This is a genomic window from Rhizobium sp. P2_G2 (assembly GCF_056403555.1).
On sequence record NZ_JBFUFF010000004.1, the window covers coordinates 227,847 to 243,811 of the forward strand.

12 protein-coding genes, 1 tRNA gene and 2 rRNA genes are annotated in these 15,965 nt (G+C 58.2%); 10 read left to right on the forward strand and 5 right to left on the reverse strand.

The window, feature by feature from the left end; all coding sequences use genetic code 11:
- Nucleotide 1 precedes the first annotated feature (1 nt).
- The 4 genes from AC1D06_RS05840 (at nucleotide 2) to AC1D06_RS05855 (ending at nucleotide 6,847) form a co-directional block, all read left to right on the forward strand.
- A complete protein-coding gene (locus AC1D06_RS05840; RefSeq protein WP_477985529.1) occupies nucleotides 2-1,957 on the forward strand; it encodes a glycoside hydrolase family 127 protein in 1,956 nt (651 codons plus the stop codon).
- A gap of 9 nt (nucleotides 1,958-1,966) precedes the next feature.
- A complete protein-coding gene (locus AC1D06_RS05845) occupies nucleotides 1,967-3,064 on the forward strand; it encodes an ABC transporter ATP-binding protein (RefSeq protein ID WP_477985530.1) in 1,098 nt (365 codons plus the stop codon).
- Between the two features lie 91 nt (nucleotides 3,065-3,155).
- Nucleotides 3,156-3,875 carry a GntR family transcriptional regulator gene (locus AC1D06_RS05850; protein ID WP_477985531.1) on the forward strand — a complete coding sequence of 240 codons (720 nt, stop codon included), beginning with the start codon at nucleotides 3,156-3,158 and terminating at the stop codon, nucleotides 3,873-3,875.
- Nucleotides 3,876-4,030: 155 nt separating this feature from the next.
- Entirely contained in the window at nucleotides 4,031-6,847 is a 2,817-nt protein-coding gene (locus AC1D06_RS05855) for a hypothetical protein (protein WP_477985532.1), read from the forward strand.
- A 36-nt stretch (nucleotides 6,848-6,883) separates the two neighbouring features.
- Here the strand turns inward: AC1D06_RS05855 and AC1D06_RS05860 are convergent, their stop codons facing one another.
- Nucleotides 6,884-8,182 carry an alpha/beta fold hydrolase gene (locus AC1D06_RS05860; RefSeq protein WP_477985533.1) on the reverse strand — a complete coding sequence of 433 codons (1,299 nt, stop codon included), beginning with the start codon at nucleotides 8,180-8,182 and terminating at the stop codon, nucleotides 6,884-6,886.
- Between the two features lie 95 nt (nucleotides 8,183-8,277).
- Between AC1D06_RS05860 and AC1D06_RS05865 the strand changes: the two genes are divergently transcribed.
- From AC1D06_RS05865 to AC1D06_RS05880, 4 genes are all read left to right on the forward strand, one after another.
- Nucleotides 8,278-9,423 carry a M24 family metallopeptidase gene (locus AC1D06_RS05865; protein ID WP_477985534.1) on the forward strand — a complete coding sequence of 382 codons (1,146 nt, stop codon included), beginning with the start codon at nucleotides 8,278-8,280 and terminating at the stop codon, nucleotides 9,421-9,423.
- Between the two features lie 207 nt (nucleotides 9,424-9,630).
- On the forward strand, nucleotides 9,631-11,109 hold the full coding sequence (locus AC1D06_RS05870) for an MDR family MFS transporter (RefSeq protein ID WP_477985535.1): 1,479 nt from the start codon (nucleotides 9,631-9,633) through the stop codon (nucleotides 11,107-11,109).
- A gap of 91 nt (nucleotides 11,110-11,200) precedes the next feature.
- Complete coding sequence (locus AC1D06_RS05875) at nucleotides 11,201-11,623, forward strand: DUF6894 family protein (protein ID WP_477985536.1); 423 nt, start codon at nucleotides 11,201-11,203, stop codon at nucleotides 11,621-11,623.
- 129 nt (nucleotides 11,624-11,752) lie between these two features.
- Nucleotides 11,753-12,157, forward strand: coding sequence for a low affinity iron permease family protein (locus tag AC1D06_RS05880; protein WP_477882610.1), 405 nt, complete (start codon nucleotides 11,753-11,755; stop codon nucleotides 12,155-12,157).
- 124 nt (nucleotides 12,158-12,281) lie between these two features.
- On the opposite strand, the gene AC1D06_RS05885 is transcribed toward AC1D06_RS05880, so the two are convergent.
- On the reverse strand, nucleotides 12,282-13,880 hold the full coding sequence (locus AC1D06_RS05885; RefSeq protein ID WP_477985537.1) for a peroxidase family protein: 1,599 nt from the start codon (nucleotides 13,878-13,880) through the stop codon (nucleotides 12,282-12,284).
- Between the two features lie 416 nt (nucleotides 13,881-14,296).
- On the opposite strand from AC1D06_RS05885, the gene AC1D06_RS05890 reads away from it, so the two are divergent.
- Nucleotides 14,297-14,524 carry a hypothetical protein gene (locus AC1D06_RS05890; protein ID WP_477985538.1) on the forward strand — a complete coding sequence of 76 codons (228 nt, stop codon included), beginning with the start codon at nucleotides 14,297-14,299 and terminating at the stop codon, nucleotides 14,522-14,524.
- Between the two features lie 108 nt (nucleotides 14,525-14,632).
- Complete coding sequence (locus AC1D06_RS05895) at nucleotides 14,633-14,947, forward strand: hypothetical protein (RefSeq protein WP_477985539.1); 315 nt, start codon at nucleotides 14,633-14,635, stop codon at nucleotides 14,945-14,947.
- Between the two features lie 137 nt (nucleotides 14,948-15,084).
- Here AC1D06_RS05895 and AC1D06_RS05900 read toward each other — a convergent pair.
- The 3 genes from AC1D06_RS05900 to AC1D06_RS05910 all read right to left on the reverse strand — a co-directional run.
- Nucleotides 15,085-15,161: transfer RNA gene (locus AC1D06_RS05900), tRNA-Met, on the reverse strand.
- Nucleotides 15,162-15,410: 249 nt separating this feature from the next.
- Nucleotides 15,411-15,525 (reverse strand): 5S ribosomal RNA (rrf, locus tag AC1D06_RS05905).
- A gap of 263 nt (nucleotides 15,526-15,788) precedes the next feature.
- Nucleotides 15,789-15,965 (reverse strand): 23S ribosomal RNA (locus tag AC1D06_RS05910); the annotation flags it as partial.

The following is a 15,965-nucleotide window of genomic DNA, read 5'->3' on the forward strand; positions in this document are numbered from 1 at the left end:
CATGCCCATTGCCCAAAAACCCGCGACGCAATCGGGGACCGAGTCCCAGCCGCGATCGCCGATCGAGCGCTATCTCCCGGCCGACCACGCCCGGGTCAGCTTCTATGGCGGCTTCTGGAAAAGCTGGACCGAGACCGTCCGCGATGTCACCATTCCGACCCAGCACATGCGGCTGGAGGAAGAGGGGTTTCTCGAAGTGCTGGATTTCGACAAGCCGGCCGCTCCTTTGGTCCGCCCGATCCAGCCGAGCGGCCTCTCCATGCAGCATTTCTTCGATTCCGATTTCGGCAAGTGGATCGAGGCGGCCAGCTACACGCTGAAGAACAATCCTAACCCGGATATCGAGGCCAAGATCGATTCTATCGTCGAAAAGCTCGAACACGGCCAGATGGCCGACGGCTATCTCAACAGCTGGTTCATCCGCCGCGAGCCCGACAAGCGCTGGACCAATCTGCGCGACCTGCACGAAATGTATTCGATGGGCCACCTGCTCGAAGGTGCCGTCGCCTATTTCGAGGCAACGGGAAAACGCCGCTTTCTCGACGTGATGATCCGCGCTGTCGACCACATCATCGACACCTTCGGCCGCGAGCCGGGCAAGCTGCGCGGCTATGAAGCGCACGAGGAAATCGAACTGGCGCTGGTCAAGCTCTACCGCGTCACCAAGGACCCACGCCACCTGAAGCTCGCCACCTATTTCATCGACGAGCGCGGCCGGATGCCGTCCTACTACGACGAAGAGGCACGCAAGCGCGGCGACGATCCGGCAAAATACGTCTTCCACACCTATGCCTATAGCCAGGCGCATATGCCGGTGCGCGAACAGACCCAGGTCGTGGGCCACGCCGTGCGCGCCATGTATCTGTTCTCCGCCATGGCCGACCTCGTTATCGAGAATGATGACGACAGCCTGAGAAGCGCCTGCGACCGATTGTTCGACAATCTCGTCGGCCGCCAGCTCTATGTCACCGGCGGCCTTGGCCCTTCGGCCTCCAACGAGGGTTTTACCCGCGAATACGACCTGCCCAACGAAACGGCCTACGCCGAGACCTGTGCTGCCGTGGCGCTCGGCTTCTTCAGCCACCGGATGGCGCAGATCGAATTGGACAGCAAATTCACCGACAAGCTGGAAACCGTGCTCTATAACGGTGCGCTCTCCGGCATTTCCCGCGACGGTGAGCATTATTTCTATGAGAATGTGCTCGAAAGCCACGGCCAGAACCGCCGCTGGAAGTGGCACTACTGCCCCTGCTGCCCGACCAATATCGCCCGCATGATCACCTCGCTCGGCCAATATTTCTATTCGACCAAGGCCGATGAAGTGGCGATCCATCTCTATGGCGAAAACTCAGCCGAACTGTCGATCGGCGACGCTTTCCTGCACCTCAGGCAGACGACCGAATATCCCTGGAATGGCGACATCCGCATCTCGCTCGGCCTCGACAAGCCTAAGCGTTTCACCCTCAGGCTACGCATCCCCGGCTGGTGCCGCGATGCCAAGGCCTTCGTCAATGATGAAAGCGTCGAACTCGACGTGACCAAGGGCTACGCCGCGATCGAGCGCGAATGGCGCGACGGTGACGAGCTACGGCTTGCCTTCGACATGCCGGTCGATCGCCTATACGCGCATCCAGCTGCAACGGAGGACAATGATCGCGTTGCCCTGCGCCGTGGCCCCGTGATCTTCTGCGTCGAGGAAACCGACCTCGGCACCGAACCGCAACGCCTGCGGCTGTCATCCGATGGTGAGATTGTCGCTAACTATGATGCGGCACTGCTCGGTGGCGCAACTGTTCTCGAAGGCGATGCGCTAGAAGCCGACGCCTCGGACTGGAAGGACATGCTCTATCGCACGGCACCGCCAGTGTTGAAGCCGAAACGCTTCAGGGCCATCCCTTACCATCTCTGGGCTAACCGTGAGCCGGGCGCCATGGCCGTCTGGCTGCACGAGAAGTAGGAGAACCCGATGGCACGGCTCCAACTGCGCAATGTGGTGAAGTCCTACGGCACATACGAAGCCGTGCGCGGCATCAATCTGGAGATCGAGGACAACGAATTCGTCGTCTTCGTCGGTCCATCCGGCTGCGGCAAGTCGACGACTTTGCGCATGATCGCCGGCCTGGAACATATCACCGCCGGCGACATCGTCATCGGCGGCCAGGTGGTCAACCGGCTCGGCCCCGGCAAGCGTGACATCGCCATGGTGTTCCAGAACTATGCGCTCTACCCGCATATGAGCGTGCGCGAAAATATCTCCTTCTGCCTGGAACAGCAGAAACTGCCGAAATCTGAGATCGACGCCCGCATCATGCGCGCCGCCGAGACGCTGCACATCACCGAACTGCTGTCGCGACGGCCCGGCCAGCTCTCCGGCGGCCAGCGCCAACGCGTCGCCATGGGCCGCGCCATCGTGCGCAATCCAAAGGTCTTCCTGTTCGACGAGCCGCTATCCAATCTCGACGCCAAGCTGCGGGTGCAGATGCGCACCGAAATCAAACGCCTGCATCAACTGCTGCCGACCACAACCGTTTATGTCACCCATGACCAGGTCGAGGCCATGACCATGGCCGACCGCGTCGTCGTCATGAATGGCGGCATCATCGAGCAGGCCGGCCCGCCACAGGAACTCTACCATCATCCGGTCAGCCAGTTCGTCGCCGGCTTCATCGGCTCGCCGTCGATGAATCTTCTGAACGCCGGGCTTGAAGCCGATGGCGACAGCCTTGTCGTCGTGCTCGACGACGGCAACCGCCTGGCCGTTCCCCCCGTCCGTGCCCAGGAATACCGCGGCCATGCCGGCAAGCCCGTCGTCTTCGGCATTCGCCCCGAGTCGATCTCGAGTCTGACGCCGAAGCCGGGCTTCGAAACCATCCAGGCGAATATCGACCTGGTCGAGCCGCTCGGCCCGGAAACCATGATCTATTTCAACATCGGACCGGTCAGCCTCTGCGCCAGCGTCGATCCGGAAAGCGATCCGAAACCACGCGCGACCATGCCGCTGTCCTTCAATATGAACCGCATGCATCTCTTCGATCCTATCAGCGGCAAGTCATTAGCCGGCTAATGCACCGCACGAATTGGCGCGCCCGCGTCGAGAGGGTTGCAAGCAGCGAACTGCTCGCATAGTGAACCGCTCCATCGACTGAGGGCCGAGCATGGAAGAACAGGAATTGCAGGGGCAGCCCGACGCGGGCCGAGTGCGCGGATCGAATACGCAGATCGTCCATGACACGCTGCGCCACGAAATCCTGGCGATGACGCTGCCGCCGGGCAGTCCCCTCGACGAGGTCGGCCTTTCGGAGCGGTTCGGCATGTCGCGCACGCCGGTGCGCGAAGCCCTGCTGCGCCTCGCCGCCGACGGACTGGTGACGACGCTGCCCAACCGCAACACCATCGTCGCCGTAATCGACTTTGCGGCGCTGCCGCCCTATTTCGAAGCTCTGACGCTGATGTATCGCGTCAGCACCCGCGGGGCGGCGGAGCATCGCGGCGGCGCGATGATGGCCGCGATTCGCCATCACCAGCAGGCTTTCGCCGCCGCGGTCGAGAGGCGCGACGCCTATACCATGATCGACGCCAACCGAGAGTTCCACGTCGCCATCGCCGAGGCCACGGGAAATCCCTACTATGTCAGGTTCTTCGCCCGGCTCCTCGACGAGGGCCGCCGCATTCTGAGGCTCTACTACTCCACCTTTGACGACCGGCTGCCGCGCCAATATGTCGACGAGCACGAGGAAATGATCCTCGCCATTGAATCGGGCGACGTCGCCCGCGCCGACCATCTGGCAATCGCCCATGCGCGGCAGATCGTGCGCCAGATACAGGAATATGTGGCGCGCGACCTGCAGAGGCCCATCGAGATCGGGCTGGATTAGAGCATTCAGGGAACCGGATCAGTCTCATTGCCGGTCGAATGCAACGAAGATAGGGATGTCTACCTAAAGTCGCCACGACACCCGTCTAAATACACTTTCCTTGCATCCGCCGTTGTGCACTATATCCATGCACTCTCCGGAATTGGATGCTTCAAATGGCAAACGTTTTCATATCGTATTTCAGCGTTGACAAGGAACATGCAAAGTGGTCGCCGGACGGGCTCACCGAGCGGGGCTTGCCTTTCCCCGGCGTGCGGGCATTCGGCGGCTGGACCGCAAAGCGTCCAGCAAGTTTCTTCAAGAACGAGCAAAACGTCATCGGGGAGTCGAAGAACCAGACAGCGGCACATGTAAAACGCCGGACCCGCGCCTCTTTCGTGTCCGCGCTTTCGCTGGCTGGCCTTGTTTGTTTCACCGGCACAGGCAACAGCGCAGTCCCTGCCCTCGAGCAACAGAACCAAAGAGAGCGCATAGACCGCGAGCCAAACGCCGCTGTCGAAATGTCGAATGGTCCTGTCACAGATCTTGACAGAAAATTCAAAGACACAAGTCAGGCAAATGCCTTGGTCGCAGAGATTTTGCAACGAGCCCACGGCCCCCAGGGGTCGTTGTCGCATGACAACGAGGGCAAGGCTTCTCTCTTCCGACGTCGATCTGCTGCCCTGGATGGATTCGCAGGCGCAACGGCGCATTTGGGAGATCCGACGGATGAGATGGCAGCCCTCTCGGCAAACATAGTTATCGATCGCAACCGTGTGGCAGCAGATCCAACAAATATCGAACTTTTGAAAAGTCTATCCGCACATCTTGATCGCTTTGCGGAGTTGATAATACGAATTGATGCCCCTACCGGATTAGCTTTCTACCAGGAGAGTCTCGACATTCGGCGCAAGCTGCTTTCGAAAAACCCTGATGATGATCAGTTGCAACATGACATGGCGATGGCGCTCAGCAACGTCGCGCATAGTCAAGCTCAAAGCGACCCGGCTGCGGCAAGCGAAAATTATCGCGAGGCCCTCGAACTATTTCGCAAACTGTCCAAGAAATCGCCAGGAAATACCGAGTATCAACTCCATATCGCCACAACTCTTGAAAACATGGCAGATTTGGGAACATTCGCCCGTGCCCAACCTGGTTCCGCACTTCAGCTCCTGCAGGAAAGCTTGGTCATTCGACGCAAATTCGCGGCGGCGGCGCCTGCCAACATTGAGTTTGAACGCGCTGTATTTGAGACTTTGAACAAAATCGCGGGCGTAGAAGAGCGCACCGATTCGGTAGCATCGCTTGCAACCTACGTTGAATGTCTTCGCATTGCCCGAAATCTTCTGACGAAAGAGCCAACATCATATGAAATCCATGTGAAAATTTCCCGCACACTCAACAAAATTGGGGAACTGACACGTCCAAATGACCCGTTTGAAGCAAATAAGTATTATGAAGAAAGTATTTCCAATTTTAACAGCATGACGGATGAGCAAAAGAACAAGGTAGAGGCGAAATATCAAATGGCGACGGCGTTGCGGGGAATAGGCGACAGTCTCGTCAATATTGATCGGTCGACCGCCGTTCAATCTTACGAGAAGAGCCTTGTCGTCCAGCGCGAAATCGCGCTCGCAAGTCCGCGTGACAAGAGGATTCAGGGCGACCTAGCCGGAGCGTTGGCCAGAATGGCAGAGGTCGAGTCGGATGCTAACCCGACGTTGGCGCTGCAATATTATCAACAAAGCGTCGATATTCTTCAAACGCTAGAAAAAAATTATCCCGGTGATAATGAATTTAAAGAAAATATATCTACATTTCTAACCGGCATGTGCCTAATTCTTGAAAACATTGATCCTCATAAGGCTCAAGGATATTGCCATGAGAGCCTTATGGTCGCACAAAAAATCAGCGATCTAGAGCCTCATAACATTACACTTCAACAGAATCTAATTGGAAGATTGGGTGAGGTCGCTCAAGTTATCAGTCCGGTTGATGCAGATACAGCCGCCTCTTATTATCAGGAAAGGGTCGCTATCGCCCGAAAGCTGACAGCGGCCGAGCCGAGCAATAGAGATTTCAAAACTGCCCTGTCACAAAGCATCGCCGACCTTGCCAAATTCAAAAGTGCAAGCGACCCAGACTCAGCCGATTCTCTTTATCAAGAGAGTCTAAAGATCGAACGCGATTTGGCGAACACGGATCCAGACAATCTCAGTTATCAGGCTGACATGTCAGCAACGTTGAATATTATAGCTTCGCTTCATATAGCAAACAATCCGGATTATTCGAGAACATTTCTTGAAGAGTCAGTGGCAATACTGAGAAAGTTGGTAGCAGCAGAACCATCCAACATTCGGTTCCAGAACGATTTGGCCGTCAGCCTACGCAACCTTGCGGCGATAGTCAGGGCGTCAGATTCAACCACCGCCATCGATCTCTTTCAAGAAAGTCTCGATGTCGCGCGGAAACTGGCGCTCAGCCAGCCCGAAAGCTCCGATGCCAGGTTGGACGAGGTGACCGCTTTGGTCGGCTTGGCTATGGTTGACAAAGATACAGAGGCGAATGTCGCATCCGCACTCAAAATTCTGCAATCCGCTGATCAGCAAAGCTTATCCGCAGAGGAACAAAATTCGATACCTCGCCTGACGCGATATCTCGCCAAGCTAAAGCAAAATTTAGCATATCGTGCGCTGATGGATCGGAATTTCCAACTCGCCGAGGTCAAGTCCAGAGAGGCTGTGGCGCTCGAGCCAGACGCAATGTGGTTCAAAGCGAGCCTGGCGCACGCTCTCATGTTTCAGAACAAGATCGCTGACGCTGACGCCATATACATGAGCATGCGAGGCCATAGCGATAACGGCAAGACCTGGGAACAGGAAGTGTCGGACGATTTCCAATCTCTCCGGGCAAACGGCATAACCCATCCCCATATGACGGAAATCGAAGCGAAGTTCGCTGCTCCCACGCAGCCCATCGTCCCACAGCAGTAACGGCCGGCAGCGCGCTCCATCCAAAAAAGACGGACGCTAACCCAGCACTCCGCCGCAATCCCGCACCATCTGCCTCAGCCGCGTGAACACTGCGGGCGACTGGCGCACGCCGTCATGCTCGAATTCGTTCGTCACCCATGTCCGGACATTGCCGACATGTTTCGCGGTTTCCAGCGACAGGTCGGCATCGACATACATATCGTCGAAATAGATCGCCGCGGCCACCGGCACCTCATTTGAAGCCAGCTTTGCCAGATCATAGAGCGGCTCAAACCGGTCATAGCTCGCCAAGGCCTCGACCGCATCACGGAAAGGACGGAGCGAGCGGATTTCCTCGAACATCCACGGATACATCATCTCGCCGGTCAGCAGCAGCGGCCGGCTCTGCTCGCCGAATTCGGTAAATTCCGAGCGGATGCGACTGGCCGCCCAGTTCGTTGGCCCCTTGCCCTGACCGTAGATGCTTTCCTGGAGACCGGCGAACATCGGACCATTGTCATAGGATGTCAGCGACATGACCGAGCCGAGGAAACTGTCGGACAGACGTGTTTGCTCGGGATCGGAAAACGCTTCGTCCACCAGCCAATGGATGTTTTCATAGCCCGGCGCCATGCCGAAATCGATGCCGATGGTCTGTAGCCGCCGCACCGTCAGCCGGTCGCCGTCCGGCAGGCGGACGTCATTGGCTGTGATATGGTCGGCGATCTTCGCGATCCGGTCGAGATCGGCCGGATAGCGCTTGTAGTATTCGCGGTTCTTGGCGGCGACACGGGGATAGGTGCGGCGATAGACGTCATCCGCCGTCGCCGTGAGTCCGGCCAGACCGCCAGTCACGTAACAGGCGGCCAGCCCTTCCGGCGCTTGCGAGAGATAGGTGAGCGTCAGGAAACCGCCATAGCTCTGGCCGAGCGTCTCCCAGCGATTGCCGCCATAGATGGTTTTGCGCAGATGCTCGCAATCGGCGATAATGCTGTCGGCGCGGAAATGGCGGAGATAGTCCGCTCCCGCCTCGCCATCGGCAAACGCCGCCATCGTGGTGCTTTCAATGCGCGTGCTGCGCCCCGTGCCGCGCTGGTCGATCAGCACGACGCGATGGGTCTTCAGCGCCTCGCCGAGCCAGGAAGGACCGCCACCAACCGGCCGCGGCGACTTGCCGCCCGGGCCGCCCTGCAGGAAGAGCAGCAGCGGCAGTTTCTCGCTTTTGCGCATCGCATCGCACGCCTCGCGGGCGAACATTTTGATCGATGCGCCATCCGGCTGCTTCCAGTCCAGGGGCACATCGATCAGGAGGTCGCGGATGTGAATGCCGGGGATCGTATATTCACTGACGAGCATGGCGCTATCCTACTCAAAGTCTGTCGACACATTGCCTACAATCGGCCTATGTTGGAATCAAGCATCTGATTTGGCTTGAGTTACGGATATATAGCATGGTGCATCCAGCCTGGCCCCACCCCGTTCCCGCAATCACTGGAGATGAGCGGCAGGCCCGCCTCTCCCGCCTGCGCAAGAGCATGGCGGACAATGGCATCGCTGCCACTTTGCTTGGGCCTACCGAGAGCCTGCGCTATTTCACCGGCCTCGTCTGGCACCTGAGCGAACGGCTGCTCGGCGCCGTGGTGACCGGTGACACGCTCACCTATATCGTCCCCGGCTTCGAGCGCAGCCGGGTCGAAACCCTGCCGCGCCTGCCCGGCAACATTCTCGTCTGGGAGGAAGAGGAGCGTCCCAGTGCACTGGTCTCCCGCCTGGCCGGCGCCTCGGGCAAGCTCGCGCTCGACGACGCGTTGCCGCTCGCCTTCTACCACGCCTTCGCCGAAGAAATCGGCGCGACACGGCTTGTCGATGGCGGCCCGATGATCCGGGCGCTGCGGCTTTTGAAGTCGCCGGCGGAAATCGCGCTGATCCGATATGCGATGGGCATCACCGTCGATATTCACCGCAAGATCCGCGACACGATCACGCCCGGAACAGCAGCGTCGGATGTCGTGCGCTTTATCGACCAGCAGCACCGCGCCGCCGGGGCCGATGGCGGCTCGACCTTCTGCATCGTCTCCTTCGGCGAGGCCACGTCCCTGCCGCATGGCGCCGATGGCGAACAGATTCTTGGGGCCGGCGACGTCATCCTGGTCGATACCGGTTGCCGCATCGACGGCTATCATTCCGACCTGACCCGTACATACATGCTCGACAGCGGCAATCGCGAATTCGAACGCGCCTGGGCAATCGAGCGCGAAGGACAGCAGGTCGTCTTCGATGCCGCGAAACTCGGTTCACCTGCGGAAAGCCTTGATGCCGCCGCCCGCAGCGCCTTTGCGCGCCACGGCCTCGGACCGGACTACCGCCTGCCCGGCCTGCCGCATCGCGCTGGCCACGGCCTCGGCCTCGAAATCCACGAAGCGCCCTATATCGTCCGGGGCAACAAGGCGCCGCTCACCCCCGGCATGTGCTTTTCGAACGAGCCGATGATCGTCTTTCCCGGCACATTCGGCGTGCGGCTCGAAGACCATGTCTACATGGCCGAGGACGGAGCGCACTGGTTTACGACGCCATCGGCTGGTCCGACCGAAGTTTGAAACGCCCAGGCGAAACTCGTGCGGCTCGGCTGTCGCCCTTCGGCATCCAGAGCCATTCAGTTTCACGTGACTGAGAACCCGATAAACTTGAGCCGAATTGCTTCGCGTGTTAGCAATTGCCTAAATTGCAGCCATACCGACCGAGCTGCGCAACCGCCTGACGACGATCGATGAATCCCTGATTTTTGACATGAGAAGGCCTATCCGGTGCCAGACGACGCGCGTTCGACAAAACAACCACCCTCGCCTCGCCCACTTGAACTGAGCAATCACGATCGCGTCGTCACAATGATCGGCATCCTGACGGCGATGCTGCTCGCCGCGCTTGATCAGTCCATCGTCACACCGGCCATGCCGACCATCGGCGGCGATCTCGGCGATTCGCATTACCTGCCTTGGATCGTCACAGCCTATCTGCTCACGGCGACGGCGGTGGCACCGCTCTATGGCAAGTTCTCCGACATCCATGGCCGGCGCAGCACACTCTATGTCGCCGTCGGCCTGTTCCTGTTGGGGTCGCTGGTCGCTGCCGTCGCACCGAACATGTTCGTCCTCATCGGCGCGCGCGCCATCCAGGGGCTTGGCGGCGGCGGATTGTTCGCGCTGACGCAGATCATCATCGGCGACATGCTGCCGCCGCGCGAGCGGGGCCGCTACGCCGCCTGGATTTCAGGCATGTGGGGCATAGCCAGCATTGCCGGTCCGTTGCTCGGCGGCACGCTCGCCGAATATTACTGGCCATTGATCTTCTGGCTCAACCTGCCGCTCGGCATCGTCGCCATGATCGTCATCAACAAACCGCTGAAGAAATTCGCTCTGCCTGGGCGGCCCCACCGGCTCGACGGTCTGGGTGCAGTCTCGCTGGTGGCGGCGACCTCGACCCTGTTGTTGATGCTGAACTGGGGCGGCAGCAGCTACGCCTGGAGTTCACCGCAGATCCTGACTCTCGCGATGGCTTCGCTGCTCCTCTGGATCGCCTTCGGGATTCGCCTGTCTCGCGCCTCCGAGCCGCTTGTTTCATTCGAAATCCTGTCCAGCCGGATCGTACTGACTGGCTCCTTCGCCCTGTTTCTCGTCTCCTCCGCCAATATCGGGCTTGCCACCTATCTTCCCGTCTATGCACAGGCCTATCTCGGCCTGTCGCCTGCCCAGGCCGGATATGCGCTGCTTGGCTTCCTCCTGGGCACGGTCGCCGGCGCCACATTGGGCGGCAGGCTGACGCTGCGTATCACGCACATCAAGCGTATCTGCATCGTCGGCTCGATGATCAGCGGATTGGCCTTCATCGCCACGGGCCTGTTTGCCTCCCAGACATCGCTCGTCGTATTGGAAATATTGCTGGTGGTCGTCGGGCTCGGCATGGGCGTGAATTTCCCCATCACCATGGTCTCCGTCCAGAATGGCGTAGACCAGAAACATCTCGGTGTCGCCACCGGCATGCTGACCTTCCTGCGCTCGCTCGGCAGCGCGCTCGGCGTTGCCATGCTCGGCGCCATCGCGCTCAGCCATGGCGTGCCACTGGGCACCGAAGGCCGGGGCGGAACGGTCACGCATGTTGCGAACGCGTTGCCGTTTTCACTGCTTTATTACGCCATGGCGGCGATGATGCTCGTTGCTGCCGTGATCTACATCTTCATGCCCCACAAGCCCTTGCGTGGCCGGCCGGAGAGTGCGCCCGCCGAGTAGCGCCTCGTCGAAGCCATTATTCGGTCTCCACCAGCACGAAGGATCAAGGACACCATTGGCCCTCCTCCATGGCGGACCCTGATGCCACTGCATGGAAACCATTTCTTGTCTGGCGCATTTTCCTTGCGTTCGAGGAAGTGTTCACCGGCGCCCGGTGATCTCGCGCAAGCCAGCTTTGCCGGCTCCTGGCGCATATCGATCCTGCATTGCACTGTCAGTACGAGCGAGCGGTTTCATGCCACGTTTCTTCATTGATATTTTCGACGGGCGGGACCTGATGCCGGATGAACTCGGCATCGAATGCGCCGACATCGAGGACGCCAAGGAGGACGCTCTTATTGCGGCCCACGACCATCTCGCCAACATGATCAAGGAAGGAAAGCCGGTCGCCCTCTATGTCTTCCGGATCATGGACGATCGGCGCTTTGTCGTCGCAAAGCTGGATGCAGCGGAAGTTATCGCTCCCCTGCCCGACCACATTCCAAAGAGAGAAATTCCGCATCCACACAGATGAACTGCGCAAAGCCTGGGAATGGTGTTCGGCAGGATACGGCCGGTATTCGAATGGCCTGCCCGTTGCGACATGCGACGTCAACGCCTGGCGGCGCAGCGCTCCGTTCTATGCGCGAGGAAAGGTAGGAAAATGTCGAAACTGTTCGCAAAATTTGCCACTGCCATGTCCGAAGCATCGGGCAAGCCGATCACGTTCGTGGCTGCAGCGGCGCTCGTGCTCGTATGGGCGATAACGGGGCCCTTCTTCAACTATTCGGAAACGTGGCAACTGGTGATCAATACTTCGACCACCATCGTCACTTTCCTGATGGTGTTCGTGCTGCAGAACTCACAGAACAGGGATGGCAAGGCGCTGCAGGCCAAGCTCGACGAGCTGATCATAGCGTCGCAAGCGGCGAACCGCTTCGTCGGTATCGAAAAGCTCGACGAGGCGCAGCTCAAGGAGCTGAGCGAGGAATTGGCTCGCCAGGCGAAATCTGTCGTGCAACAGGCTGAACAGAGAGTAGAAATACGTAATGAGCAGGAGTCCGCATGACGCGCCCGCCGCGGGTTCTATCGCTGTGTGAGCAGCCTGAAACCTAAACTGATTGGCGGGCAAAATACACAAGTGTCGTCGCCCGCTAAAAAGCACCGGCAGAGGCTGCTCCGGTTGGACGAGCCTACGATACCTGTACCCCGAGCGCCGTTGCGATGAGCTCTCTCAGCCCGAACCGATGATCATGTCTGAGTGCCCTTTCGGGTTCCCAAAGGGGATCCTGCGATAGATAGGAGCTGCTATCCGCATGCAGGATGCCAAGGAAGGTTTCGGCGACAATCCGGCCGCCAACCTCACCCAGCTGATATGTCTTGATGTTTTTGACGCCAACGGACGTCCGTACGTGTCTCTCAGTCTGCCAATGGCGGGTCTCCGCCAGCACGTAGGCCCAGAGAGGACAGCTCTGGTCGAAACCGGCGCCGCCTTCCATCGCCTTGATCTCGTCCATGGTGATGGCCTCGCTCTTGTCACTCGGGTTGTCGCCGAACTTGCCGATCCAGATCTTGTCATCCGTCAATGGGATGACGCCCATGGCCCTCGCGATCGACTGGCCGCTTGGCAGCCGCATCCGCCAGCCGCGCATAAGATTCCGGAATGCCAGCGAGTGAAACAGGGGGGTCGGACCATCAGCAACGGTGGAGGGAAGTTCCCCGAGAGGCTCTACAAGCGACGTATCGATGCGGTAGGCCAGTTGCAGCCTGTCCGCATTTCCGGCGTCGTTTTCGTTATCCAGGCTTCCATAGGGACGCGGTTCCAGATCGATGAACCGCACCCAGTCGATACCCCAGTTGTCCGGGAATTTCCGGAAGCCGGTCAGAGCCGCGGTCGGATCGGTCGGATGGAAAATTCGCAGCTTGCGGATGTCTCTGTTCAAAGTATAGCCGGGCCGCACCATGGAATGACCGAAGCGATAGGCTGCCGCGGCGAATTCCAAGGGCATGAAGGCTTCGTCCCTTGGTTTGAAGAACTTCAGATTCAGCGGGTCGACGACGATGTTGGTTTTCTTGCTGATATGCGGCGCCACCTTATGGAGCACGGCACCTGCCACGATCGTCGGCAGGAAGTCATTGACCACGACCCATTGATAATGAAACCGGACGATCCTTTGGATCTCCTCGAAACTCGATCCCGGGTGGCGGTCGACCATGGCATTGTGGAACCGGTGAAACAGTCCCTGCAGCTGCGAGATAATGACATTTTCATCGTTGCGGGGGTCGCCGATAATGGCGCGCTGCGGATCGGCATTCGAACGGGGAAGATCAAACGACGCCGTCGTGCCGCCCGTCAATGCGTCGCCAAGCACGAATTTCCTGGTGGCGCCATTGTAGAGATAGGGCTGGTCATCAGGCCCGCGACCATAGATATTGTCGAGGTCGAAGCGCGGCGTCCGAAAATCCACCAAGGCCTCGGGATCGTTCTGCCGCTGCAGGCTGCTGGCGGGATCGAATGTCAGATCATGGTCGATGAACTGGCCGAAATAGGTATAGGCTGCGGGAATGCCGCTTTCCTCGGCGTCCGGCTGATCTTTCGGCGGATCAAAGTCCGCCACCATCTTCGTGGCCAGCAATCCCAGCGCCCTTTCCGACGCTGCGTCATCATCACCGAAATCAGCCGGAGGCAAAGCCCGGAAAATGCGCCCGAAAGGCCCTTCAAACAGCACCGAACGACGCGCCAAGCTGGCACCGCGAACTCCGGTGCCGTGAGGTCTAACAACTCTGGCCATGCTGCATCCCCTACAAACGGGTTTCAGGTCGCTCAAGAGATCAATCGGGATCGGAATCCCAACAAAGGTCAGCCATGCGATTGAGACTCCAGAATTGAATTCTCCGCTCCCACAACAACAGGTTTAGCATCTATTCGAAAGCTTTCAAGTTGAATTATGCCTAATGAATTAAACTTCTGGAAGAGACATCTTTACGATGAAGAGGGATAGCCGTGCGCCTGATCGCAGATATCTTTCGCCAAGAAATCGTCGACATCTTGGCCAGTGCGAGCGCAAAACAGGCACCAGGCGTGCCGGCAAATGTCAAGGCATCGGGTGAGCGAGTTACGAAGACATTCCCCCCGAAATGGTCGTCGGCTTGCCATTGACCGCCGCCACGTTCACATGAACAGTGATGTTTTCAGGAGGAATTGCTCATGTCCACAGGAGCACATGTCCTGGGTTTTCTGATCGGATTGGCAATTTCATCCGGTGCCCTCGCCAATGAAAGCGCCTATCAAAAGCTTCCCACGACAAAAGAAGCGCTTGCCGCCCAATGCAAGGAACTCGATCCGATTTCGTCTGCGGATCGGAAGCAATTTGCCATGGAAGACATTCAGGGCAATTTTTACTGCAGGGGATACAAGGCCCTACAAGGTGCTTAGAAAGACCCGTTCACAGACCAGCCTGCAATTCGGCTATCTGTCGAAACACATTCTGACTGAATATTTTGAATCGTTTGTCGGCGACAACGCCATTGGCGACGCAATTGAATGGCGCCTGACGATAAGGGCATACCTCGCGCGGCAATCGTACCCTTTAATTTGATCTATTATCCCGACACTGATGGAAAAGCCCAACGAGGTCCAAATATCCTTGTGATCTCGAAAGTCGGCCAGCCGAACAACCCTCTGGGCTGCGCCATCGGCCTTGTGGATGCACGGGCAAACAAGAACGCCAATGAGCTCGCCCGCCAAGTTGCCGACGAAGTCGAGCCAGGTTTTGTATGCGAGCAAGACAAGCCGGAGTATTACGGAGAGCACGGTGATTTCGACGAGCCTCTCCATACGGAATGGTCGGATGATTGAATAGCGCGCCCGCAATCCCGCGCTGCGTCTGCAGTGCAAAATTCTTTTACCAGAGATGTGTTAATGGTTTTCGGATATTTCAGACGCAAGAAAGGGCTCCGAGGTTTCCCGGAGCCCTTTGTAAACATTGGAAGATTTGGTTGCGGGGGCAGGATTTGAACCTGCGGCCTTCAGGTTATGAGCCTGACGAGCTACCGGGCTGCTCCACCCCGCGTTACCCGGTTTTTTGCCTTTGGCAAAAATACCGTTAAAGTGCGTTGACCTCTCGGCCATCCGGTCCGGTTTTTGCCTTCGGCAAAACACCGTTAGTTTCTGTGTGCTCTCGCCTGTCAGGAGAGTGTCCATGCGCATTATAGCAGATTTCTGCCGTAACACGAATAGGCCGCTTTGTGCGACCTTTCATCGTATCCGCTTGTTGGCGGTTTTGTGTGTTTGAGGTATCGATTGACGTTGCGTTTTGCAGACCTGGCAGCGACCTACTCTCCCGTGCCTTAAGACAAAGTACCATCGGCGCTGGGGCGTTTCACGGCCGTGTTCGGAATGGGAACGGGTGCAGCCACCCCGCCAGAACCACCAGGTCGGCAAAGCGCAACGTCAATCGATCGAGAAGCTGGGGGACTTCGTCCCTTTTCTGTTTTCAGCGGCATATCGAAGGTTCGAAGAACCTCGATAGCATGAAGCAAAGATTGATACGGCTCTTGTGGCACTAAACGAAGCGTAGCTTCGCAAGGCCAGAGGCCGTCGCGCATTTTTGCGCGGCCCGTCCGGAGCGCGACTAGCGCGCCAGGACATATAATGTCTTCGAACTTCGTTCGAAGAAGATGATCATTGATCAATGAGAACGATCAAGCCTATCGAGCTATTAGTACCGGTAAGCTCCACACCTTGCGGCGCTTCCACACCCGGCCTATCAACGTGGTCGTCTTCCACGGCTCTCAGGGAACACTCGTTTTCAGGTTGGTTTCCCGCTTAGATGCCTTCAGCGGTTATCCATTCCGTATATAGCTACTCTGCACTG